The organism is Mycobacterium terramassiliense (assembly GCF_900157385.1).
GTDB classification, from domain to species: Bacteria; Actinomycetota; Actinomycetes; order Mycobacteriales; family Mycobacteriaceae; genus Mycobacterium; species Mycobacterium terramassiliense.
This window is the reverse complement of record NZ_LT717698.1, coordinates 18,570-39,897: the sequence shown is the minus strand read 5'-3', so window position 1 is coordinate 39,897 and position 21,328 is coordinate 18,570. Positions and strand designations below refer to the sequence as shown.

General features: G+C 68.3%; 22 protein-coding genes and 1 pseudogene. 10 read left to right on the top strand and 13 right to left on the bottom strand.

All coding sequences use genetic code 11. The features are described from left to right. Positions 1 to 6: 6 nt before the first annotated feature. The 4 genes from MTAB308_RS02260 to MTAB308_RS02245 form a co-directional block, all read right to left on the bottom strand. Positions 7 to 243 (bottom strand): biotin/lipoyl-containing protein, encoded by a 237-nt coding sequence (locus MTAB308_RS02260; RefSeq protein ID WP_077097507.1) that lies wholly within the window; start codon positions 241 to 243, stop codon positions 7 to 9. Continuing rightward, positions 236 to 1,246, bottom strand: a complete 1,011-nt coding sequence (locus tag MTAB308_RS02255; protein WP_077097505.1) for an alpha-ketoacid dehydrogenase subunit beta — start codon at positions 1,244 to 1,246, stop codon at positions 236 to 238. Before MTAB308_RS02255 ends, MTAB308_RS02260 begins: the two co-directional genes overlap by 8 nt. Beyond that, the gene (locus MTAB308_RS02250) at positions 1,243 to 2,181 is read right to left on the bottom strand and encodes a thiamine pyrophosphate-dependent dehydrogenase E1 component subunit alpha (RefSeq protein ID WP_083746424.1); all 939 of its coding nucleotides are present in this window, start codon (positions 2,179 to 2,181) and stop codon (positions 1,243 to 1,245) included. The genes MTAB308_RS02255 and MTAB308_RS02250 overlap by 4 nt, the downstream gene beginning before the upstream one ends. 100 nt (positions 2,182 to 2,281) lie before the next feature. Next, complete coding sequence (locus MTAB308_RS02245) at positions 2,282 to 3,145, bottom strand: mycofactocin-coupled SDR family oxidoreductase (RefSeq protein WP_077097501.1); 864 nt, start codon at positions 3,143 to 3,145, stop codon at positions 2,282 to 2,284. Positions 3,146 to 3,381: 236 nt separating this feature from the next. Between MTAB308_RS02245 and MTAB308_RS02240 the strand changes: the two genes are divergently transcribed. After that, positions 3,382 to 4,602, top strand: coding sequence for a CaiB/BaiF CoA transferase family protein (locus tag MTAB308_RS02240; RefSeq protein WP_077097499.1), 1,221 nt, complete (start codon positions 3,382 to 3,384; stop codon positions 4,600 to 4,602). A 26-nt stretch (positions 4,603 to 4,628) separates the two neighbouring features. Here MTAB308_RS02240 and MTAB308_RS02235 read toward each other — a convergent pair. Next, a pseudogene (locus MTAB308_RS02235) lies at positions 4,629 to 5,001 on the bottom strand (thioredoxin family protein). Between the two features lie 124 nt (positions 5,002 to 5,125). On the opposite strand from MTAB308_RS02235, the gene MTAB308_RS02230 reads away from it, so the two are divergent. From MTAB308_RS02230 to MTAB308_RS02210, 5 genes are all read left to right on the top strand, one after another. Beyond that, complete coding sequence (locus MTAB308_RS02230; RefSeq protein ID WP_066970524.1) at positions 5,126 to 5,395, top strand: metal-sensitive transcriptional regulator; 270 nt, start codon at positions 5,126 to 5,128, stop codon at positions 5,393 to 5,395. Positions 5,396 to 5,430: 35 nt separating this feature from the next. Further along, complete coding sequence (locus tag MTAB308_RS02225) at positions 5,431 to 5,841, top strand: DUF302 domain-containing protein (RefSeq protein WP_077097497.1); 411 nt, start codon at positions 5,431 to 5,433, stop codon at positions 5,839 to 5,841. 14 nt (positions 5,842 to 5,855) lie between these two features. Next, entirely contained in the window at positions 5,856 to 6,224 is a 369-nt protein-coding gene (locus MTAB308_RS02220) for a carboxymuconolactone decarboxylase family protein (protein WP_077097495.1), read from the top strand. Between the two features lie 110 nt (positions 6,225 to 6,334). After that, positions 6,335 to 7,699, top strand: coding sequence for a wax ester/triacylglycerol synthase domain-containing protein (locus MTAB308_RS02215; protein ID WP_077097492.1), 1,365 nt, complete (start codon positions 6,335 to 6,337; stop codon positions 7,697 to 7,699). Between the two features lie 192 nt (positions 7,700 to 7,891). After that, on the top strand, positions 7,892 to 8,182 hold the full coding sequence (locus MTAB308_RS02210; RefSeq protein WP_077097490.1) for an ANTAR domain-containing protein: 291 nt from the start codon (positions 7,892 to 7,894) through the stop codon (positions 8,180 to 8,182). 70 nt (positions 8,183 to 8,252) lie between these two features. Here the strand turns inward: MTAB308_RS02210 and MTAB308_RS02205 are convergent, their stop codons facing one another. Further along, positions 8,253 to 8,999, bottom strand: a complete 747-nt coding sequence (locus MTAB308_RS02205) for an IclR family transcriptional regulator (protein WP_077098114.1) — start codon at positions 8,997 to 8,999, stop codon at positions 8,253 to 8,255. 65 nt (positions 9,000 to 9,064) lie between these two features. Here MTAB308_RS02205 and MTAB308_RS02200 point away from each other — a divergent pair, with 65 nt between their 5' ends. Both MTAB308_RS02200 and MTAB308_RS02195 read left to right on the top strand, forming a co-directional pair. Next, complete coding sequence (locus MTAB308_RS02200; RefSeq protein WP_077097488.1) at positions 9,065 to 10,405, top strand: FAD-binding oxidoreductase; 1,341 nt, start codon at positions 9,065 to 9,067, stop codon at positions 10,403 to 10,405. Then, positions 10,406 to 11,215, top strand: a complete 810-nt coding sequence (locus MTAB308_RS02195) for a DAPG hydrolase family protein (protein WP_077097486.1) — start codon at positions 10,406 to 10,408, stop codon at positions 11,213 to 11,215. 99 nt (positions 11,216 to 11,314) lie between these two features. On the opposite strand, the gene MTAB308_RS02190 is transcribed toward MTAB308_RS02195, so the two are convergent. The 3 genes from MTAB308_RS02190 to MTAB308_RS02180 form a co-directional block, all read right to left on the bottom strand. Then, the gene (locus MTAB308_RS02190) at positions 11,315 to 11,839 is read right to left on the bottom strand and encodes a DUF6941 family protein (protein WP_077097484.1); all 525 of its coding nucleotides are present in this window, start codon (positions 11,837 to 11,839) and stop codon (positions 11,315 to 11,317) included. Positions 11,840 to 12,018: 179 nt separating this feature from the next. Continuing rightward, positions 12,019 to 12,366 (bottom strand): DUF732 domain-containing protein, encoded by a 348-nt coding sequence (locus MTAB308_RS02185; RefSeq protein ID WP_077097482.1) that lies wholly within the window; start codon positions 12,364 to 12,366, stop codon positions 12,019 to 12,021. A gap of 141 nt (positions 12,367 to 12,507) precedes the next feature. Beyond that, positions 12,508 to 14,283 carry a DUF4407 domain-containing protein gene (locus tag MTAB308_RS02180; RefSeq protein ID WP_077097480.1) on the bottom strand — a complete coding sequence of 592 codons (1,776 nt, stop codon included), beginning with the start codon at positions 14,281 to 14,283 and terminating at the stop codon, positions 12,508 to 12,510. A 234-nt stretch (positions 14,284 to 14,517) separates the two neighbouring features. Between MTAB308_RS02180 and MTAB308_RS02175 the strand changes: the two genes are divergently transcribed. Both MTAB308_RS02175 and MTAB308_RS02170 read left to right on the top strand, forming a co-directional pair. Continuing rightward, on the top strand, positions 14,518 to 15,075 hold the full coding sequence (locus MTAB308_RS02175) for a hypothetical protein (RefSeq protein WP_077097478.1): 558 nt from the start codon (positions 14,518 to 14,520) through the stop codon (positions 15,073 to 15,075). A gap of 84 nt (positions 15,076 to 15,159) precedes the next feature. After that, positions 15,160 to 15,588 (top strand): type II toxin-antitoxin system Rv0910 family toxin, encoded by a 429-nt coding sequence (locus MTAB308_RS02170; protein WP_216823638.1) that lies wholly within the window; start codon positions 15,160 to 15,162, stop codon positions 15,586 to 15,588. Positions 15,589 to 15,657: 69 nt separating this feature from the next. Here MTAB308_RS02170 and MTAB308_RS02165 read toward each other — a convergent pair whose 3' ends face one another. The 4 genes from MTAB308_RS02165 to malQ form a co-directional block, all read right to left on the bottom strand. After that, a complete protein-coding gene (locus MTAB308_RS02165; RefSeq protein ID WP_077098112.1) occupies positions 15,658 to 17,409 on the bottom strand; it encodes a molybdopterin-dependent oxidoreductase in 1,752 nt (583 codons plus the stop codon). Between the two features lie 317 nt (positions 17,410 to 17,726). Beyond that, the gene (locus MTAB308_RS02160) at positions 17,727 to 18,197 is read right to left on the bottom strand and encodes a nuclear transport factor 2 family protein (RefSeq protein WP_077097474.1); all 471 of its coding nucleotides are present in this window, start codon (positions 18,195 to 18,197) and stop codon (positions 17,727 to 17,729) included. Next, positions 18,194 to 19,075, bottom strand: coding sequence for an LLM class F420-dependent oxidoreductase (locus MTAB308_RS02155; protein WP_077098110.1), 882 nt, complete (start codon positions 19,073 to 19,075; stop codon positions 18,194 to 18,196). The genes MTAB308_RS02160 and MTAB308_RS02155 overlap by 4 nt, the downstream gene beginning before the upstream one ends. A gap of 35 nt (positions 19,076 to 19,110) precedes the next feature. After that, positions 19,111 to 21,255 carry a 4-alpha-glucanotransferase gene (gene malQ, locus MTAB308_RS02150; protein ID WP_077098108.1) on the bottom strand — a complete coding sequence of 715 codons (2,145 nt, stop codon included), beginning with the start codon at positions 21,253 to 21,255 and terminating at the stop codon, positions 19,111 to 19,113. Positions 21,256 to 21,328 lie beyond the last annotated feature (73 nt).

Below are 21,328 nucleotides of genomic sequence, written 5' to 3'. Positions count from 1 at the left end.
CTCGAATTATGCAGTGATGACGCCGATTTCGGCGCCGATGTCGTAGGTCGTCCCGACCTGTCCGGTCCATTGCACAACGCCCGACGCGCCGGCTTCGACTTCCTGTTCCACCTTCTCGGTGGCGATCACATAGATCGGTGTGCCCTCCTCGACGTGCTCACCCGCCTCCACGAGAAGATCGGTGAGCTCGGCTTCCGAGACGGCCACCGACACGCGGGGGATGCGGATGATGAAGTCAGCCATGCACTTTGGCCTTCGCCGCGCGTTCGAGAGTGCGGTGGGCGGCCGCAACGATGCGCGGCGGCGACGGGTACATCTGCGCCTCGAGCGCGGCCGCGGCCGGGTTGGGGACGAACCTGGCGCCCACCCGTTCGATCGGTGCCGCCAGCACGCCGAACAGTTCGGATTGCAGGATCGCCGCGATTTCCGCTCCGGGGCCGGCGAATTGGACCGCGTCGTGCGCGATCACGACCCGTTTGGTGCGGCGGGCCGACTCCACGATGGTCTCGACATCGAGCGGCACCAGGGTGCGCAGATCTACCACCTCGGCGCTGACGCCCTGTTCGGCCAGCGTGTCCGCCGCCGCGAGCGCGTCGTGCACGGGCCGACCGTATGCGATCAGCGTCACGTCGGTGCCGCGCCGCTTGATGTCGGCCTGTCCCAGGGGGATTGAGAACCCGGGCTCGACGGGGACGGGTCCCTTCTTGCCCTGCAGCCGGATCGTCTCGATGAACAGGCACGGGTCGGGATCGAAGATCGCCGCCGTCAGAAGGCCTTTGCCGTCGCGCGGAGTGGACGGCACGATGACCTTCATCCCCGGGATGTGCATGAACCACGCCTCCAGGCTTTGCGAGTGCGTGGCCCCGGTGGCCAGCCCCGCATAAACCTGGGTGCGGATGGTGATCGGGGCCGTCGTCCGGCCCGCGGTCATGAACCGCAACTTGGCCGCGTTGTTGATGAGCTGGTCGGCGGCGATGCCGATGAAGTCCATGATCATGATCTCGGCCACGGGCAGCATCCCGTCGATCGCGGCACCGATCGCGGCTCCCACGATCGCGGCCTCCGAGATGGGCGTATCCACGACCCGGTCGTGGCCGTACTTGGTGGACAACCCCGCCGTGGGCCCCGAGGCGCCGGGATCGGCGATGTCCTCACCGAGCAGGAACACTCGTTCGTCGGCGCCCAGCGCCTCGTCGAGCGCGAGGTTCAGCGCCTCGCGCATCGTCATCTCCTTTTCGTCCGTCATACCGGAAACCCGATCGGCCTCGCGTACACGTCGTGGTCGAGCTCGTCGCTCGAGGGCGACGGCGCGCCCATGACCGTCGCCAGGGCCTCTTCCACCCTGGCAAGCGCCTCGTCGTCGATGCGGTCGAGTTCGCCCGGGCCGCAGATTCCGGCCTGCCCGAGGTGCTCGCGGAACCGCGGTACGGGATCGGCCGCCATCGCCGCGGCCAGTTGTTCCTTGGGGATGTAAGGCATCCGGTCACCGAAGTAGTGGCCGCGGAAGCGGAACGTCACGCACTCGATGAAGGTGGGGCCCTGGCCGGCGCGGGCACGGCTCAGGGCGTCGTCGAGCGCGGATTTCACCGCCAGCGGGTCATTGCCGTCGACGCGGACGCCCGGCATGCCGTACCCGGCCGCCCGCTGGGCGACGTGCTCGAGCTTCATCGTGTCCGACGTCGGCGTCATCTCGGCGAACAGATTGTTCTGGCATACGAACACCAGCGGCAGGTCCCACAGCGCGGCCATGTTGGCCGCCTCGTGGAAGGATCCGGTGTTGGTCGCTCCGTCGCCGAAGCTGACCACCGTGACCCGGTCGAGGCCCTTGCGCTTGCCGGCCATCGCCAACCCGACGGCCACCGGAGGTCCGGCCCCAACGATCCCGGTCGAGAGCATGACGCCCTTGTCGGGCTTGGCGATGTGCATGGTGCCGCCCTTGCCCCGGCTCGCGCCGACGGTGCGGCCCATCATCTCGCCGTAGATCTCCTCGAGCGGGACGCCCTTGCCGATCAGGTCGTGCAGCCCGCGGTAGGTCGTCACCAGCTGGTCGTCGGGCCGCAGCGCCACCCCCATCGCCGCGGCGATCGCCTCCTGCCCACGTGAAGGCCAATAGACGCACATGAATTCGCCGGTGCCGATGCCCTTGGACAGCCGGTCGTCGGCGGCCTTCATCAGGATCATCAATTCGTAGAGGCGACGTTCGACGTCCGTGGTGGCCTGACCGTCGCTCACCCATACCCTCCAGTCATTTTGCACCCCAACATGTTTGGTGACGCCGCCGTCAGCCGCCCGACCAGGGCTTAACCTTGAGGAAGCCGCCCCCGTCCACGCGGAGCTGCTGCCCGGTGATGTAGCGCGCCGCGTCCGACGCCAAAAACAGCACGGCCTCGCTGATGTCCTCGGGTTCGACGTAGGGGATGGGCATCGCCTGAACCACCGGGAAGACCGGTTCGGCGTCCTCGCGTTTGGGCTCCTTCAGATCGGGCCGGAACGCCCGGTACATCGGTGCGCTGTGCAGCATGTCGGTGTTGACATTCGTCGGGTGCACCGCGTTCATCCGGATGGAGAACTTGGCCAGTGCCAACGCGAAGTCGTTGACGTAGTGCGCGGCAGCGAGTTTCGCGAACGCGTAGCCCGCTCCGCCGGGGCCGCCGTCGATTCCTGTGGTGTTCAGAGACGACATGAACGCCGCGTTCGACCCGATCACAATGATCGATGCGCCGGCGTGCAGATGCTTCAGGCTCGTGTGCACCAGGTTCAGCACGCCGACCAGGTCGACATCGACGGCGTCGGCGAACGCCTGCGGCGGAAGGCCCGCGGTGAGCGGGCAGATGCCCGCGTTGGCCACCACGATGTCGAGATGGCCGAACTCGGCCACACCCTGATCGATCGCGGCGGCCAAGGCCACCCGGTCGCGGACGTCGGCGATCGCCGTGAAGGCGCGCTGCCCCTCCTTTTCGACCAGCCGCGCCGTCTCGTCGAGATCCTCGGGTCGCGCCAGCGGGTACTCGTTCGTTTCGATGTCCGCGCACAGGTCCACCGCGATGATGTCGGCACCCTCCGCGGCCAGCAGGCGCGCATGGGAACGGCCCTGGCCGCGCGCCGCCCCGCTGATCACGGCCACCTTGCCCGTCACCCTGCCCATATTCCGTCCTTTGCCCCGGTGCCTACACCAGCGACCCGCGTTGGGGGCCAAAGCTATTGGGTGCCAAAGAGCCGGGAATACGCGTACTCACCGCATCGCGGAGGCGGAGCGACCCACTGGTCGGCTCCTTCACATGGCTTCCACGAAAACTGCGCGTGGCCGCAGCCGGGCTCTCGATATCCCTTAGAGTAGCTAGAATACTTAAAATAGCAAGAAAGACGACCGAGGGGGTTGCCTTGTCCGGCGTGCTCAGTGGTGTCCGGGTGGTCGAGTTGGCGTCGTGGACCTACGTGCCCTCGGCCGGTGCCGCCCTCGCCGACTGGGGCGCCGAAGTGATCAAGGTGGAAGGCGTCGCCTCGGGGGACCCCGGGCGCGCGCTCGTCGTCGGCGGCTTCACCCGCGAAGCGGCCCGCCCCGACGCCGATTTCATCCTCGAATTGGGCAACCGCGGCAAGCGCAGCATCGCCATCGACATCAAGTCCGAACTGGGCCGCGAGCTTTTCGGCCGCCTGTTGGCCAGTGCGGATGTGTTCCTGACCAATTGGCTGCCCGGCGCGCTCGAGCGGGCGCGGCTGACCGTGGACGACGTCCGCCGGTTCAACCCGAAGATCATCATCGCCCGCGGCACCGGGCTGGGGGTCCGGGGCCCCGATCGCGATCGCGGCGGGTTCGACGCCGCCACCTACCTGGCGCGCGGCGGGGTGGCGTACACGCTCACACCGTTCGGCACCGACACGCCCGCGGTCCAGGGGCCCGCGTTCGGGGACCTGCAAGGCGGCGCAACGCTGGCCGGCGGCGTGTGCGCGGCGCTGTTTCACCGGGAACGGACCGGCGAACCGACGATCGTGGACTCCTCGCTGCTGGCGCAGGCGATGTGGGCGATCGCTCCGTCGATCTCGGCGGCCGATTTCTTCGACATCGACGGCATTCCCGGTGCGCCACCCGGGCTGGCCATCAACCCGCTCGTGAATCGGTACAAAACCAAGGACGGCAGGTGGATTCAGTTGGTTTTCCTGCAGCCCGACAAATTCTGGGCCGGCTTCTGTGCGCGGATGGGGCTGCCCGAGTTGGCCACCGACGAGCGGTTTGTGCCGTCAAGCAACCTGATCGCCAACGCCGCCGCGGCGACCGAGCTCGTGGCGAACGCCTTTGCCCGCCATGACCTTGCGCACTGGCAACGGGTTCTCGCGGACGAACCCGGCGTGTGGGGCGCGCTGGCAACGCCGCGCGAGACCCTCAACGACCCACAGGTCGAACCCAACGGTTACGTGGTGACCAACGTCGACGACCACGGGGAGAAGTACCGCATCGTCGCGGCGCCCGTTCAGTTCGACGAAACCCCACCGGCGCCCGCCCGCGCCCCGGAGCACGGCCAGCACACCGAGGAGATTCTGCTGGAGCTCGGCGTCGACTGGGACGACATCGCCCGGGCGAAGGATCGCCGGGCGATCCTCTGAGGTGGGCCCGCGGCGCGGCTCCCGGATTAGCCGGCCACCGCGGCCTGGCGAGCCGGGATCTTGGCCCGCACCGCGTTCATGTCGAGCGATCTCACCCGGCTGATCAGGTCTTCCAGCATGCCCGCGGGCATCGCGCCGGTTGGCTGTAGACCGGGACGCCGTCACGAAACGCCATGATGTCGGGGCGGAGCGGATGCCGAGCGCGGCGGCCGGCTCCGGCTCGGCCTGAGTGTCGACCTTGGCGTGCACGACGTCGGGGTGTGCCTGCGCCGAGCGGTCGTAGACGGGCGCGAAGGCCTGACAAGGGCGGCAGTACGCGGCCCAAAAATCAACCAGCACAAGAGGGTTGTCGACGATCGTCGATTTGAAGGTCTGGCGGGTGCCGGCCGAGGTGGACATGCCGCTTCCTCTCTTTCGCATGTTCGCGCGTGACAACTAATACCCTATGGGGTATATTCCACTCTGGATCGATTGATACCCCGGCGGGTACCCTGTTCGTAGCGACAACGAGACGGAGGATCCAGTGATTGGTGATCAAGACAGCATCGCCGCGGTGCTCAACCGGCTGCGGCGGGCCCAGGGCCAGCTTGCCGGGGTGATCTCGATGATCGAACAGGGCCGCGACTGCAAGGACGTCGTCACCCAGCTCGCCGCGGTTTCGCGTGCCCTCGACCGCGCCGGTTTCAAGATCGTCGCGACCGGGTTGAAGGAATGCGTCACGGGAACCACCGCGGACGGCGCGACGCCGCTGAGCGAGGCCGAGCTGGAGAAGCTGTTCCTGGCGCTCGCCTGAGCGCCAGGGCGGTGAACGAACGAAAGGAAGCCACGATGAATCTCGCCATTTCGACACCGCTGCAGACCTCGTTCGAGGACGCGGTCGCCAAGACCCGCGAGGCGCTCGCCGAGCAGGGCTTCGGTGTGCTCACCGAGATCGACGTGAAGGCCACGCTGAAGGCGAAACTCGGCCATGACATGGAGGACTACCTGATCCTCGGCGCCTGCAACCCACCGCTGGCGCGTCGGGCCCTGGACGCACGACGCCAGATCGGCCTGCTGCTGCCCTGCAACGTCGTCGTGCGGGCCGACCCCGACCACGCCGGCACGGTGCTCGTCGAGGCCATGAATCCCGGCCTGCTGGTCGAGGTCACCGGTGAGCCGGAACTGCGTCCGGTCGCCGAGGAGGTCACGGACAGGCTGCAGGCGGCCATCGACTCCCTCAAGCCCGCAGTTCACCGCTGAGAGGGGGCCGGGCAATGTCGGATCAGCAGCATCATCACGAAGTACTGCAGGACCTGTTGCCGCAGCACCGCGCGCTTCGCAAGCAGATCCCCGAGGTTTACCAAGGGTTCGCGGCCCTGAGCGGCGCGGCCCTCACCGATGGTGCGCTGAGCCGCAAGGTCAAGGAACTCATGGCGCTGGCGATCGGGGTCGTCGAGGGTTGCGACGGCTGCATCGCCTCCCATGCGCAGGGAGCCGCGCGCGCCGGCGCCACCCGGGAGGAGGCCGCCGAGGCCATCGGCGTCACCTTCCTCATGCACGGCGGCCCGGCCACCATTTACGGCGCGCGCGCCTACACGGCGTTCTGCGAATTCGCCGACGCCGAGGCCGCCAAGTCGTCATAGTCGCGGTGCCGCCGACGAAGGACCCGATATCGAAGGACCAAAGTCATTGGCTGCCAAGGATCTGCTGACCTTTGCCGCCCCGCGTCGTAGGTTAATGCCCGGAGCATTTGATGACCGGATTCCTGCGCAACAGCGACGCCTTCACCTGGGCGATGGAAAGCGATCCACGGTTGAGGTCGACCGTGGTCAGCGTCGTGATGCTCAAGCGCTCGCCCGACTGGGACGAAGTGCGCGAACGCTTCGATTTGATCAGCCGCAAACTGCCGATGTTTCGGCAACGGGTGGCGCCGTCGCCGCCGCCGGCCCCGCCGCACTGGGAGTACGCCCCCGATTTCGACCTCGACTACCACGTCCGGCGGGCCGCCGCCCCGGGGGCCGGCACGCTCGACGACGTTCTCGAGCTGGCCCGGCTGGCCGAGATGCAGGACTTCGACAGGGCCCGGCCGCTGTGGGAGACGACCCTCATCGATGGTCTGGAAGACGGTGGCGCGGCGGTGATTTGCAAGTTCCATCATGCCCTCACCGACGGGATCGGCGGCGTGCAGATCGCGATGCATCTGTTCAACCTCTCCGAGGAGTTGTGCCGGCGAGAACCGCTTCCGCCCGAACCTGAGGTGTCGACGCCGTCGTGGCTCGCGGGCTATCGGGATACCTGGCGATACGACGCCGGGCTGCTTGCGACCGCCGTCGCCGGGGCAATCACCGCGGCTCCGCGACTGCTCTACGGCGGCGTGCGCCGGCCCCTCGCGACGGCCCGGTCGGCGGCGGCCACCGCCGCATCGTTCTATCGGACCGTTCGGCCGATAGGTCGCACCGGTTCTCCGCTGCTCACCGAACGCGGCCTGATCCGTCGTCTGCTGGTGCACCAGGTGCCGCTGCAGCAACTGCGCGAGGCGGCCCACCGATCCGGCGGGGCCCTCAACGATGCGTTCGTCGCCGGAGTCGCCGGCGGCCTACGGCGCTACCACGAAAAGCACGGCGTCGAGATCGGCGACCTGCACCTCACGATGCCCATCAGCTTGCGGACGGAGTCCGACGGCATGGGCGGCAACCGGATCACGCTGATGCGGTTCGACGTTCCCGCGGGCGAGATCGAGCCGACGGCGCGAATTCGGGCGATCCACGAGCGCGCCGGCGCGGTGCGCGCCGAACGGTCCCTGCCGTACACCCAACTGATCGCCGGCGCTTTGAACTTGATGCCGCGCTGGTACATCGGTTCCGTGCTGCGCCACGTCGATTTCCTCGCCAGCGATGTGCCCGGCGTGCCGGTGCCGGTCTTCCTGGGCGGCGCGCCGGTGCGCGCGCAGTACGCGTTTGGCCCCACGATCGGCTCGGCGGTCAACGTCACACTGCTCACCTACGTCGACACGTGCGCCCTGGGCATCGACGTCGATACCGCCGCCATACCCGACTACGACGTCTTCTATGAAGCCCTGGTCGCCGGCTTCGACGAAGTATTAGCCCTCGCAGGCTGATTCGCTCGATCCCGAAAGGGTCACAAGCGCATATCGATACGGACGGCGCTCTGGCACAAACTCGTTCAATCCGCAAATCATTGCACAGGGCGCCTTTCGAGAATCACTGGCGCGACGATGCGAACCGAACGGATTCTCTTCCGCCATGCGCGTAGCGGATTGCGTTCGGGCGCAACAGGAGGTATCGACAGCATGATGGCGAACTGGGTTCCCGCCCAGACTTCGTATGGCCCGAATTCCGGCCGCATTCTCGACACCGCGCGCGGCATCCTCATCGGCCTGCGTCGCTGCCCTTCGCAAGCGGCTTTCGATGAATTGCACAGTGCGGCACTGCGTCACAAGGTTCCGGTGTTCGCCATGGCCTGGGCGCTTGTCCACCTGGCCGGCGAAGGGGAGAAGACACCCAGCTTCGTCGACGCGCAGTCGGCGGCCCGTCGGGAATGGGGCTCGCTGTTCGCCAGGTCGGGCGCGGTGAGCTGCTGAGGAAGGGTTAGGACTTGGCGCGGCCGGGGTCCTGGGGGGTACCGCGGCCGTCGCCAGCATCCACCGAGCTTCAACGCGCCCAGGCCGGCGAGTCGGCCGCCGCGCGCAACGCGTCGACGATGCGCCCCTGCTTCTCGCGAAACCGTTCGGTGGGAGCCGGAACCGAGATCGCGACCACGTTGTCGCCCGCCGTGCGCCGCGCGATCGCGGCGGCCGAGATCCCAGCGGTGTGTTCGTCGCGGTCGAAAGCGATCCCGGTGCGCCTGATCTCGGCGACCTCGGCGCGCAGCGAGCCGGCGACTTCGGGGCCGAAGCGAGAGAGGGCGGCCTCCGCGTCGGCCGGCTGGAGCGCGGCGAGGGCCGCCTTTCCGTTGGCGGTCGACTCGAGGGGGAAGCGCACGCCGACGGCCGAGACCGCCCGCAGGCGGTGCGACGATTCGATCTGGTCGACGAACCACATCCGGTGCCCCCGCAGGACCGACAGGTCGACGGTCTCGTCGCCGGTCGCCCGCGCCACTCTCTCGATCGTCGGGCGGAAGATCCTGGCGATCTGCGCCCCATCGGCCCTCCCGAACCCCAGCAGGCGCTCACCGAGGGAAAAGTGGCCCTGCGCGTCGACATTGGCCAATCCGACCTCAACCAGGCCCACCAGCAGTCGACGAGCCGTCGACTTGGCCAGTCCAAGCCGCTCGCCGAGGTCGACCAGGCGGAGGCGTCCCGGCTCGGCGGCGATTTCGTCCAGGGCGGCGGCGGCGCGACGTAACACCTGGATGCCTTCGTCGCGACCAGTCGGCAAATTTTCTTCCGGGGCAGCCACGATGACACTATAGTGTTCCGCATTGCGGTCTACCAAGAGCCGTATTGTGGATCAAAGGAGCTCCCATGGACGCGCTACCGGCCGGGCGACATTTCTTCCGCGGCGATGACGGCTACGAGGTCGCCCGCCAGGGCACCGTGTGGCACCAAAAGGTGCCCGACCGGTATCCCGAGATGATCGTGCAGGCCGTCGACGCCGAGGACATCGTCGCGGGCCTGCGCTACGCCAAGGCCAACGGCCACCAGGTCAACATCGTGTCGGGTGGGCACAGCTTTGCGGCCAGCCACCTGCGCGACGGCGCGGTGCTGCTGGACCTCAGCCGCCTCGATCACGCGACGATCGACGCCGACAACAAGACCGCCGTCGTGGGGCCGGGCAAGGGCGGCAGCCTGCTCATGGCGGACCTGGAGGCGCAGAACCTGTTCTTCCCGGGTGGCCATTGCAAGGGAGTCTGCCTCGGCGGTTACCTGTTGCAAGGCGGCTACGGCTGGAACAGCCGGATCTACGGCCCGGCCTGTGAGAGCGTCATCGGGCTCGATGTCATCACCGCCGACGGGGAACAGATCCACTGCGACGCGGAAAATCACCCCGACCTCTACTTCGCCGCGCGCGGGGCCGGTCCTGGCTTTTTCGGCGTCGTCACGTCGTTTTATCTGAAGTTGTACCCGCGCCCGGCCGCCTGCGGCACCAGCGTGTACGCCTATCCCTGGGACGTCGCCGATGAGGTTTACACGTGGGCCCGCGGGATCAGCGCCGAGGTGGACCGACGGGTCGAGATGCAGGCCATCGCGACTCGCAGTCTGCCGGAGATGGGCATCGACGGCCCCGGCATCGTGTTCGCCTCGCCGGCGTTCGCCGACTCCGAGGCGGAGGCCGAAAAGGCCCTCGCGATCTTCGAAACCTGCCCGGTCGTCGATCGCGCGGTGCTGAAAGTTCCCTACATGCCAAGTGATTTGCCCACCTGGTACACCGCGGTGATGACCCACTATCTGGACGACCACCGCTACACGGCGGACAACATGTGGACCTCGGCGTCGGCGGACGAGCTGCTGCCGGGCATCCATAAGATCCTCGACACGATGCCGCCGGCCCCATCCCACTTCCTCTGGCTGAACTGGGGGCCGTCGCCGGCGCGCCAGGACATGGCCTACAGCATCGAAGACGAGGTCTACCTGGCCCTCTACGGCTCCTGGACGGACGCCGCCGACGACGACAGGTACGGCAACTGGGCGGGATCCAACATGGCCGCCATGTCCGGCCTGGCCACCGGGATCCAGCTCGCCGACGAGAACCTCGGCCAGCGCCCGGCGAAGTTCGCCAGCGACGAGGCGATGGCGCGGCTCGACAAGGCGCGCGCCACGTATGACCCCGACGGCCTGTTCAACTCATGGATGGGGCGACTGTAGATGACCGGCGACCTTTACCTCGGCTACCGCAACGACGATGCGAATACGCCGTTCGGCAAGTTCTTCAAGCCCGAGATGGCTTCGCTTCCAACGCATGTCGTCGAGGCGCTACAGCATGGCCCGCAAGGGGGGATGGCGTTGTCGGCGTTCGGAGACGCCGCCCGCGTCGCCGAGCAGGGCTACCAGCAGACCGAGAACGGCTACGGCGTTCTCGAGGACGGCAGCTACCAGGTATCCGTGCGCACCGACATGCCCGGGGTCACCCCGGCGATGTGGTCATGGTGGTTCGGCTGGCACGGCTGCGACAGCCGGCGCTACAAGCTGTGGCATCCGCGCGCCCATCTGTCGGCCGCGTGGAAGGACGGTGACGATGCCGGTCGGCAGGGCGCCCAGCGCTACATCGGCCGCTGGTCGATCATCAGCGAGTACATCGGCTCCACGATGCTCAACGGCGCGATCCAATTCGTCGCGCCGGAGGAGCTGGGCTGTCCACCCGACGGCGAGGACGCGGTGGCGATCTGCGCGCGGTTGGGATCCAGCGACGCTCCGGTGGATATCGGATGGTTCATCCACCACATCAGGTCGACGCCGAACGGCGCCGAGATGCGGTCGCGATTCTGGATGGGCGGGCCGCACATCGCCGTGCGCAAGGCGCCCGGCGTCGCGTCCAAGGCGGTACGCCCCATCGCGTCGCGGATACTGGGCGACCCGGTGGCCAGCGGCCGCAATCTGCTGGTGCACTGCGCCCAGGAGATGAACCACCTGGCGGGTTTCTTGCCCGAGCTCTACGCGGCCTTCGGCGGCGAGTAGCCCCCTGCCAGGCCAGGGCGCGCCGCGCCGCGGGTCACGCGAAAGTGCAACTGGCGACGCATTTCCCGGATGGCCGCGTCGGTAACCGCACTCTCGGGCCTAGGCGGGTGTCGCCGGCGGGGGCGCGGCGCCGATGACAACGAACGCCTCGACCGCGGTCGCCTGCTCGAAACCATCGACCTCCACCNACGAGTGGCGGGTGGAGGTCGATGGTTTCGAGCAGGCGACCGCGGTCGCCTGCTCGAAACCATCGACCTCCACCCGCCACTCGTAGAGTCCCGGTTCCAACGGTATGCCGGCCGGAATGTTAAGCGTGAGCGGCATGCGAACCGACGTGCCGTGGATAGCCCCCGGCGGGCGCCCGGCCTCCGCGGACGCTTCGAAGGAGATGCGCTGGGGCCCCTGCGTCCCCATCACCACCACCGGGTCGCCGTCGGTGGTCAACAGCTGGCAGGTCAGCTTGTGCGGCTTGTTGGTCTCGTCCCAGTCGATGTCCAGGAACAGCACCAAAGCGAAAGGGGGCGTGGGCGTTTGGCATTGCCGCCAGCCCAGCCCGAGGGCATGGACCTTTCCCGATTGGGCGTCGGCCTGCGCCGCGTCCGCGAGGAACAGGGTGATCTTCATGCGCCGGCCGGAGCCACGATCGCTCTTCCGGTGCTCACCGCAAGATCCTGCCCTGCCATTGCCGCCGCCTCACGAGATCCACGCGATCCGTCCCCCTGTCGGGAGGATCATACCTTCGCGCGGATCGGCCGCTGCGGCCCCGCATGCGCGCGGCAGTTCAGCGGGCGACGGTCTTTTGGCTAGGCGCCGCTGGGCTTCGGCGCCGGGCCGGGCTCCTCGGCTTGCGACAGCTTCTCGGGGCAGTAAGCCGAGGCCGCGATCGCCGCAAACTTCGCGGCACCGGGACCCTGGAACCCCGGGTTGCGGTCCTGCAGGTTCTTGACGATCTCCTCGCCCGTCATCCCGCCGTCGGCCAGGCTGCACACCTGTTTGCCGGCCGTGATCGCGCGGTCGGCGTTCAGGTAGGTCAGCCCGGCTTGCGAAAGCGCGGTCAGGAAGGCTTGGTCGTTGGGGGCGGGGTCGGCGTAGGCCGGGGCGGCCGTACCGAGCACCACGGCGGCGCTTGCCATCAACAGCAGGAGTCTCATAGTTCGGTGATTGTTGCAAAGCGACGGTACGGATGCATCCTTTGCGGCCGAACGGAAATTTAACGAAAGCTGACCACCCGATGAAATCCGGGTGATTCGAATGACGCTGTCCGCCAACGCCGCTCGCAGCGCCGCGCCCGATCACTTCCCGGGCGGCAGCTGGCGCGGCCCGTCGGGAGACCGCAATTCGCGCGGGCCGTCGCGCTGGACCAGCTCGGCGTTGCGGTCGTCCTCGGCCGGCCCCAGCGTCGTGGCCTCCCCTGCGGCCACCCGCCGCACCGATGAGTACCGCTCGTGGGTCGCGGGGCCGCGCTGTGGGCGCGACGACGCGATCCGCGCCGCGGGGGAGCTCTCCGATTGATGCGAGGACTGCCCGCTGTTGTCGGTGCTCTCCGCATCGAACGTCACCCTGTGGGTGCGCCTCAGCGAAAACCGGATCTCCTCGACCTCTTCGAACACCTGGCGCGCGGTGCGCAGGGGCGCAGTCGTGTTGTCGATCACCCGCGCGACGAACGGCGGCACCAACGGGCGAATCCAGCGGGCCGCGGCCTTGGTGGCGTCGGGAATGGACGGGATCAAGGGCGCCGCACGCTCCTCATGCCGCGGTTCGACCTCGCCGGGCGCCTCAACGTGCGCCGGCAAGTTCTCGGGGGCGGTCTCGGCAGGCGGCAGGGGGGCGATCGCCAGGCTGGCGGCCTCGGCCTCCGCGGCAATCGGCAGGTAGATGTCGTCCTCCGCCGGCTCGAACGCGCGTCGTGACGACGTGCGCGCCGGGGGATCGAGAGCCTCCAGCACCCGCCGGCGCTGGTTTTCGCGATCGATCTCGGTCTGGGCCTCGATGGCGAGCCGGGCCTGAGTGAGTTGGTGCTCGGCCCACATGATCTCGGCCTCGCGGCGGACCTGAGCGCGCTTGATCGCGATCGCGGTGTCCGCCTCGAGTTCGGCGCGCTCCTGCTCCGCGCGCGCCGTCACGTGGCGGTCGTGGGTCGTCTCGCCACGCCACTGCCGCAGGATCAGCGGCAGCAGGCACAGCAGCGCGAAGAAAGCGATCGTCGCCACCCGCAGCACCAAAGCCCCCGGGCTGGCCAGCGTCAGCTCGTTCATCGCCACCCAGCGCGCCCCCAGACCCCGACCGGAGTCCGCGACCGCGTCCTGCCGCGCGTGGGTCAGGCTCAGCTCCCCGCGGGAGATCCGAGCGTCCAATTCGGGCGCCTGGCGATCGCGGGTCGCCAGCGCGTTGTCCAGCTCATGCTGCGCGTCGGCGAGAAGCTCGTTTGCCGTTCGCGTTTCGGGCCCGGACCCGGGAACGCCCGTGATCCGGGTCTGCGGGCAAGTCGGGGTCGGATGGTATTCGCAGCGCGCGACGACCAAGGCCTGGTCCTGGTGTTCGCGGGCCCGCTCGACGGCCCGGTCGAGCGCACCGCGCGCCTCCTTGGCCTGTTGCAGGGCCGCGGCGGCCTGCGCGACCGGCGGCGACGACTCGGCGCCGGCTAGGGCCCGTTCGTCGAGGCGGTGGTCGATCGAGCCGGCAAAGATGACCAGCGCCGCGAGCTCGCCGACGACGCCGCCGACCGCCGCCGCGACCGCCCCGCGTCCGGCGACGCTGGCGCGACTCCCGTCGGGCCCGCCGGCGGTGCCGCGCACCGCCGCGCCCACGAGCAGGCCGAAAACCAGCGCGAGAGGCACGACGACGAGCATCGGCCACCGGGCCGCCTCACTCAGGGCCAAGCCGGCGACCAGCGACGCCAGCACGGCCCCGAGCAGCACGACCGCGCCGGCCACCGCATGGGTGGACCGCTCGTGGCGCTCGGCCAGTTCTCCCCAATGGCCGCCGCCGAGCCACGTGAGCGGCCCCTCGATCCGCGACGCGAACGAGCGAGGCTCAGTCGACGCCTCGGCATTTTGTTGGGCGCACATCAGCTCCAAACACCTCCCAGTGGCTCAAGCCTCCCAGGCCGCCGGCCCTCACACCGAATCGAAGTGCCACGCCTGTGGTGCTCTTCACAGAAGACAGGGTGGATGCGGATCACATCCTCGTGATACCCATCGGGTCCGCTCAACCCTGATCCCCGGCCGCCGCCGCCGCGAAATTGCTGCGACGCGGGCAGATCAGCGACCGTTCCGGCAGGGGACGTGAGACGGTATAAGCCTATGCAAAATCGCGAGTATGTCACCTACGAAGAGTTCGGACGCAGGTTCTTCGAGGTCGCCGTCACCCCCGAGCGTGTCGCCGCCGCTTTCGCCGACATCGCGGGCAACGAGTTCGCCATGGAGCCGATCGCCCAGGGCCCCGGCGGTATTGCCAAGGTCAGCGCCAACGTCAAGATCCAGGACCCAAAGGTCACCCGGCGGCTGGGTGACGACATCACATTCGTCATCCATATCCCGTTGTCCATCGATCTGCTGTTGGACCTGCGACTCGACAAGCAGCGGTTTGTGGTCTCCGGAGACATCGCGTTGCGCGCCACGGCGCGCGCCGCCGAGCCCCTTCTCCTGATCGTCGACGTGGCGAAGCCGCGGCCATCCGACATCACGGTCAACGTGTCGTCCAAGTCCTTCCGCGGGGAGGTGCTGCGCATCCTGGCCGGCGTCGACGGGGAGATCCGCCGCTTCATCGCCGCCTATGTCGCCGAGGAAATCGACTCACCGCAGTCCCAGGCCGCGCAAGTCATCGACGTGGCCCACCAGTTGCAGGAGGCCTGGCCCTAAAAAGGCCGCGATCGCGTTTACCCCTTCGTCGGAGCCGGGTATGCGGGTCCCAACAGCGACCGCCGCACGATGGAGCGAGAAAACGTGGCACGAGTAGATGTTTCGATGTCCTCCGAGGTGGAACCGGAAACCGCCTGGAAGCTCGCGTCCGATCTGCGTCGATTCGACGAGTGGCTGACGATCTTCGGGGGCTGGCGCGGGCCCGTTCCCTCGACCATCGAGAAGGGGACCTGCGTTTCCTCGTGCATCAAGGTCAAGGGATTCCGCAATGTCATCCACTGGGAAGTCACCTGTTACGACGCGCCGGAAGCGATCGAGCTGCAAGGCCGTGGCCGAGGTGGGATTCGGATTGCGGTCGGGGTGACCATCTCCGACGACCACCCCGGCTCAAATTTTCACCTCACCGCGGACCTCAACGGCGGAGTGCTCAGCGGGCCGGTCGGGGGACTGGTCGCCCGGGTGCTGCGATCCGACATCCGCAAGTCGGTCGGCAATCTCGCGTCGCTGCAGTGATCGCGTCGTCGGTGCGTTTTGGCGGCTAGGCGAAACGCCCTCTGAGGAAACGACTCCCGGACCGGTGCCCTACAGCGTCTGGTGTCGTCCGAAGTACTTGTGATCCTCGCTGTAGCCCCCGTAACCGCTGCCGATGTCGCGGTAGTCGGCGACGAACTCGATGCCCTTGATCCACTTCACCAGCTTGAATCCGTGTTGCAACTCGTTGCGCAGCCGCAGCGGCTTGCCGTGCATGTAGGGAAGGGGCTGGTCGTTCATGTTGTAGGCCAGCATCGTCATGTGATGGTCCATCTGGCCGATGTGGTGGGCGTTGTAGTAGATGCCACCGGTGGCGCCGAGGCCCATCGAATAGAACACCGCCCATTTCGCCTCGGGCAGCGGTTTGACGAGATCCATGATCGCCTTCATCTGCACGCCGCCCCACTTGGCCACACCCGACCAGGCCTGGATGCAGAAGTGCTGGCTGATCTGCTCGTGGTAGGGCAGCGCCTTCAGGTCGTCCAGCGAGAATTCCATCGGGTGCTCGACGAGCCCATAGACCTTCAGCCGCCAATCACGAAAGTCGTTGGCCTCCAACTCTTTGTACTCGACGGTCTCCGGCAGGCGGCCGTTGCGCCAGTGGTGCGGCGAGATGTCCTTTTCGGTGAACGCACCGGGCTTGGGGTCGAGCTGTTCGAGCATGCGCTGGAAAGGGCCGACCAGCGCATAGCCGACCCGCTGGATCACCCGGGGATGCCGAATGGTGAAGGGGGTGGCCCACACCCACGCGACGGCCGTCACCACCATCGCCGCGGCGAAGATCCAGAAACCCACCCAGCTGTCGTCGTCGCGCGACGCGAACATGTGGTTGAGGTTCCGCAGCGCGCCGGTGGTCAAAACCATCGTCACGTGCACCAGGATGAAGAACAAAAAGTACACCAGCACAACGAAATGCAGGGACCGCGCGTGCTGAATGCTCAGCCGCTTGCTGAGCCAGTGGACGCGCTGCGACAGCGCCGGCGACATCCCCAGGCCGGTGATCAACGCCGCGGGCGCGGCGACGAAGACCGTGGTGAAGTACGCGAGCAGCTGCAGGCCGTTGTAGGCGACCCACCCGTTGTCCTTCGGCCAGTCCAGCGACAGGTACTGCACCGCGACCGACAAGGCGTTCCCGAAAACGTCCCAGCTGGTGGGCACGATGTGGCGCCACTGACCGGTGACGAACAACAGCACGTAGAAGACCAACCCGTTGACGAGCCACAGCACGTCGATGCCCAGGTGCCACCACCGGGCCAGCCCGATGGAGTGCCGGAATCCCGGCAACCCGAATTGCGGTGGCAGCGCGACCGTGTCGGCGTTGGCGGTCCACAGCTCGTCGTCCGGCACCGGCGGCCCGACGCGCAGCCATTCGTCCTTGCCCGGCGTGGCGTTGCGGCTGAAGTAAAGCCGGGGATGGTCGCAAAGGATCTGGATGCCCGTCCGGATGATGAACATCATCATGAACAGGTTGAAGAAGTGGGTCCACCCGATCCAGGCGGGCAGGCCCGGGCTGACACCGGTATGGGCGTCCGTCCCCGGGTACCGCTGGATGAACGACTGCACCGCCGGCATGTTGTGCAGGCCTTTGCCGATCGCGACCCCCACGACCAGCAGGGCAAAGCCGATCGGAATGAGCCACAGCAGGTTGAACCACTTGTCCCGCCCGACGCGCAGCTTGGGAGCCGTCGCCCGCCTGGTGAGGTCGAAGCCGCCACCGTAGGCCTCCACGTCGATGGTGTCCTCGGCGGTGTGTATCTCGTTGCGGTAGTCCGGGGCTTCCGTCAGCGGCGTGCCTACTGCCAGTGTCGATACAGAGCCGTCCGGTGCCGCCCGCCCCCCGGCGGTCCCGGCGGAGTCAACGGGCGGGTCCCGATGTTCGGTGTTCGTCACGCGGCCGAAAATACCCGAGTCGGCTTGGATAAATTGGACTGGATCGGAAACAAAGGCGCCCCGGTGGGCCCCGTTGGGTTGCGCGGTCGTCGGCAACAGTTGCCGGCGGGCAAAATCCGCACCGGCACCGATCACGGTAGCCGCAACTGCCGATCAGATTGGCAGTTTTCGCCGCAACCTCGGTTCCTTGGTGGTCACTGTGAGTTTGGGCATAACCTTCTGGGCATCGGCTAAGCCCGGTCTCGAGGCAGCAATTTTCGCGCCGTACGGGTCTCAATGGCGTTGATGGTCAGGGCCCGGCGGGCGATCCGCCAGCCCGTGTCCGTCAGTCGGTAGTCGTCGTCGTAGCGCAGGTGCCACACCGAGTCGAGCACCTCGTCCTCCCGCCGGCTCCAGTGGTGTGCGACGCACGCGACGCGCCCGCTCGCGGCGCCGGGGCCCGGGCCGTCGTCATAGACCTCACCGATGATGGCGTGCTCGGTGCGGGTGACGGCGGCGACGGCGGCCACCGCGCCGGCGATGGCCGCCCGGCCCCGGTGCGAGCGGATGGGCTCCAGCGCGGCCGGCGGCTCGGGCAGTACCAGCTCGGCATCTTCGGTGAAAAGCGTTACGACGGAATCGAATTGACCGTCATCGACGTTGGCGGCGTAACGGTGCACCACATCGCTGAGCGCCATCCGGTCGCCGACGGAAAGGGTCATGAGGCCAGGGACAGCCGTTGCGCACATGCCGACAGCATGTCCTTGGCCTCCTCGATGCCTGCCGTCGGCGGCATCGACAACACGATCCGGTCGGCGCCCTGATCGACGAGGCCGCCCGCACGTTCGGCGTCGATCTTGTTCACCGCGTGGCCCAGCGACACTTCGAGGGCCGCGGGATCGCGGCCCGCCGCGGATGCCTCGTCACGCATCAGCGCGATCAGCGATGCGAGTTGCGGCCCCGCCACGCCCAGCGGTTGGAAGCCGTCGCCCAACCGGCCCGCACGGCGGGCGGCCGCCCGGCTGTGCCCACCGATGTGAACCGGAAGCCGCTCGGCTGCAACGGGTTTCGGGTAGCACATGACGTCGTCGAAGTCGAAGAATTCGCCGTGGTGCGAGGCCCCTAGCGGGCGGTCGGCCCACAGCGCCCGCAGCACGCTCAACTGCTCGTCGACAAGACGGCCGCGGCTGTCGAACTCCGCGCCGCACGCAGCCAGCTCCTCCCTGAGCCAGCCCACGCCCACGCACAGCCGCAGGCGCCCGCCCGACAGCGCATCGACGGTCGCGGCCCGTTTGGCCAGCACCACCGGGTGGTGGTTGGGCAACACCAACACCCCGGTGGCCAGCCGGAGGCGGCTGGTGTGGCCGGCCAGGAAGGCCAGCAGGTCGAGCGGGTCGGGGATGGGGCAGTCGGCGGTGAGGCCGACGCGTCCGGAGCTGTCGTAGGGATAGACGCTGTCGTAGCGGGTGACCAGGACGGTGTGCTCGACGACAACGATCGATTCGAACCCGCAGCGCTCCAGGTGGCCCGCGAAGCTCGCCATCCACTCGGGATCCGCGGTCACACCGTCGGCGACCGGGGCCACCACCCCGACTTTCAGGGAAGCCGTCATGGGACCCGAAGCTAACAGGCCAGCTACGTGGGGGGCGCGATCGCCTCGCGGACGGCCTCGGCCAGGGTTGCGGTCCGCGGATCGGTGAAGACGTCCTCGAGCGTCACCGGCCGGCCGTCGGGGCCGGCCAGCGGGACCCGCCAGTTGGGATATTCATCGGTGGTGCCCGGCTGATTCTGGGTGCGGCGGTCGCCGACCGCATCGGTCAGCGCGACGCCCAGCAGGCGTGACGGCGTTCGGCCCAGGTACCGGTACAGCGCCAGGACGACGCGTTCGGGGTCGTCCTCGCCGGCGGCCAGTAGCCCGACCCGGCGCAACTCGGCCAGCCATGCCGCCAGCTCGGCCCGGTCGGATTCGAGCTCGGCCTCCACCGGCCGGGTGAGCAACCCCAGGGACTCCCGCAGCCGCACGTGTTCGCCCGCCAGGTAGCCGGCCGTCGGCGGCAGATCGTGGGTGGTGACCGACGACAGGCAATACTCGCGCCAGCGCTCGGCGGGCAGTGGGCCGCCGTTTCCGTCCCGATCCAATTCGAACCACAGGATCGAGGTGCCCAGCACACCGCGCAACAAGAGGTAGTCGCGCACCCAGGGCTCGACGGTGCCGAGGTCCTCGCCGACGACCAGCGCGCCGGCCCGGTGCGCCTCCAGGGCGACGATGCCGATCATCGCTTCGTGGTCGTAGCGCACGTAGGTGCCCTGGGTGGGCGGTGCGCCCCGCGGGATCCACCACAGCCGGAACAACCCGATGATGTGGTCGATGCGGACACCGCCGGCGTGCCGCAGCTGCGCCCGGATCAGTGCGCGAAAGGGCAGGTACTCCAGCTCGTCCAGCCGATCCGGGCGCCACGGCGGCTGCGACCAGTCCTGGCCGAGTTGGTTGAACTCGTCCGGCGGCGCGCCGGCGGTCACGCCCAGCGCCATCGCATCCTGCAGGGCCCAGGCGTCGGCGCCGTCGGGGTGCACGCCGACGGCCAGGTCGTGCATAACACCCAGCGCCATCCCGGCCCGGATCGCCTGGGACTGCGCCGAGGCGAGCTGTTCGTCCAGTTGCCACTGCAGCCATCGGTGAAAATCGATTGCGTCCGAATGTCTTTCGGCAAAACCGGCGACCCCGGCGGCGTCGGGATGCCGCAGCGAATCCGGCCAGCGGTGCCAATCGCCGCCGTATTCGTCGGCCAGCGCGCACCAGGTGGCGAAGTTCTCGAGTGGGGTTCCCTCCCGGTCGCGGAACGCGGCGTAGGCCAGCTCGCGGCCCGCCGACCGCGGCACCTCGTGCAGCAGCTTGAGCGCCGCGCGTTTGGCCGCCCAGGCGCCGTCGCGGTCGATGGCGTCGAGCTGGCCGGCCCGCCGCTGCACGTCCGAACGCAGCCGACGCACCCGGCCGCGCTTGGTGAGGTCGGCGTATTCCGGGATTGCCTCGACGCGGAGATAGATCGGGTTGACGAAGCGGCGCGAGGTGGGCAGGTACGGCGATGGTTCCATGCGGCCGGTCGGTCCGACGCCGGCCGCATGCAGCGGATTGATCAGCACGTAGTCGGCGCCGTGGCGGGACGCCGACCACACCGCGAGGTCGGTCAGGTCGGTGAGGTCGCCTACGCCCCAGGACTGGCGGGACCGCACGCTGTAGAGCTGGGCGGCCAGCCCCCACGCGCGCCGGGCCCCGAGCTGCTCCGGCAGACCCAGCCAGTCGGGAGTCACGATCAGCGCGGTGCTCGTCTCGGAGTCACCGGACCGCAGGTGCACCCGGTGGTAGCCCAGTGGCAGGTGCGCGGGCAAGGCGAAGCTGGCCTCGCCGATCCAGCGTCCGTCCAGCTCGAATGGCGGCGTGAAGTTGTCAACCTGCTGCACCCCGCCGCGCACCGTGCCGTCCTCGAGCTGCAGCCACACCTCGGCGGGGTCACCGTGGGTGACATGCGCCCAGAACCGGATCTGCTCGCCGGTGCGCCCGACGATGGTCGCCGGCATTCGACGCCGCCAATACGCCCGCCGCTGCGCCGTGAGGGCGGTGTTGCGCTCTTGTTCGGTGCCGGCCGCGACGCCCAGCGCGGCAAGCACCGCCACCAGCGTCTCCGCGGGGACCAGCACCGGCCGTCCGGTCCAGTCCTCGTATTCGGTAGCGATGCCGAACCGACGGGCCAGTTCGACCAGCGAGGGCGCGAGCTCAGGCATGCCGCCCATCTTGCTTGAGGATGTCGGGACCCGGCTCGGGCGGGGTCGGAGGCTTTTGCTGGAAGTGGGCGTT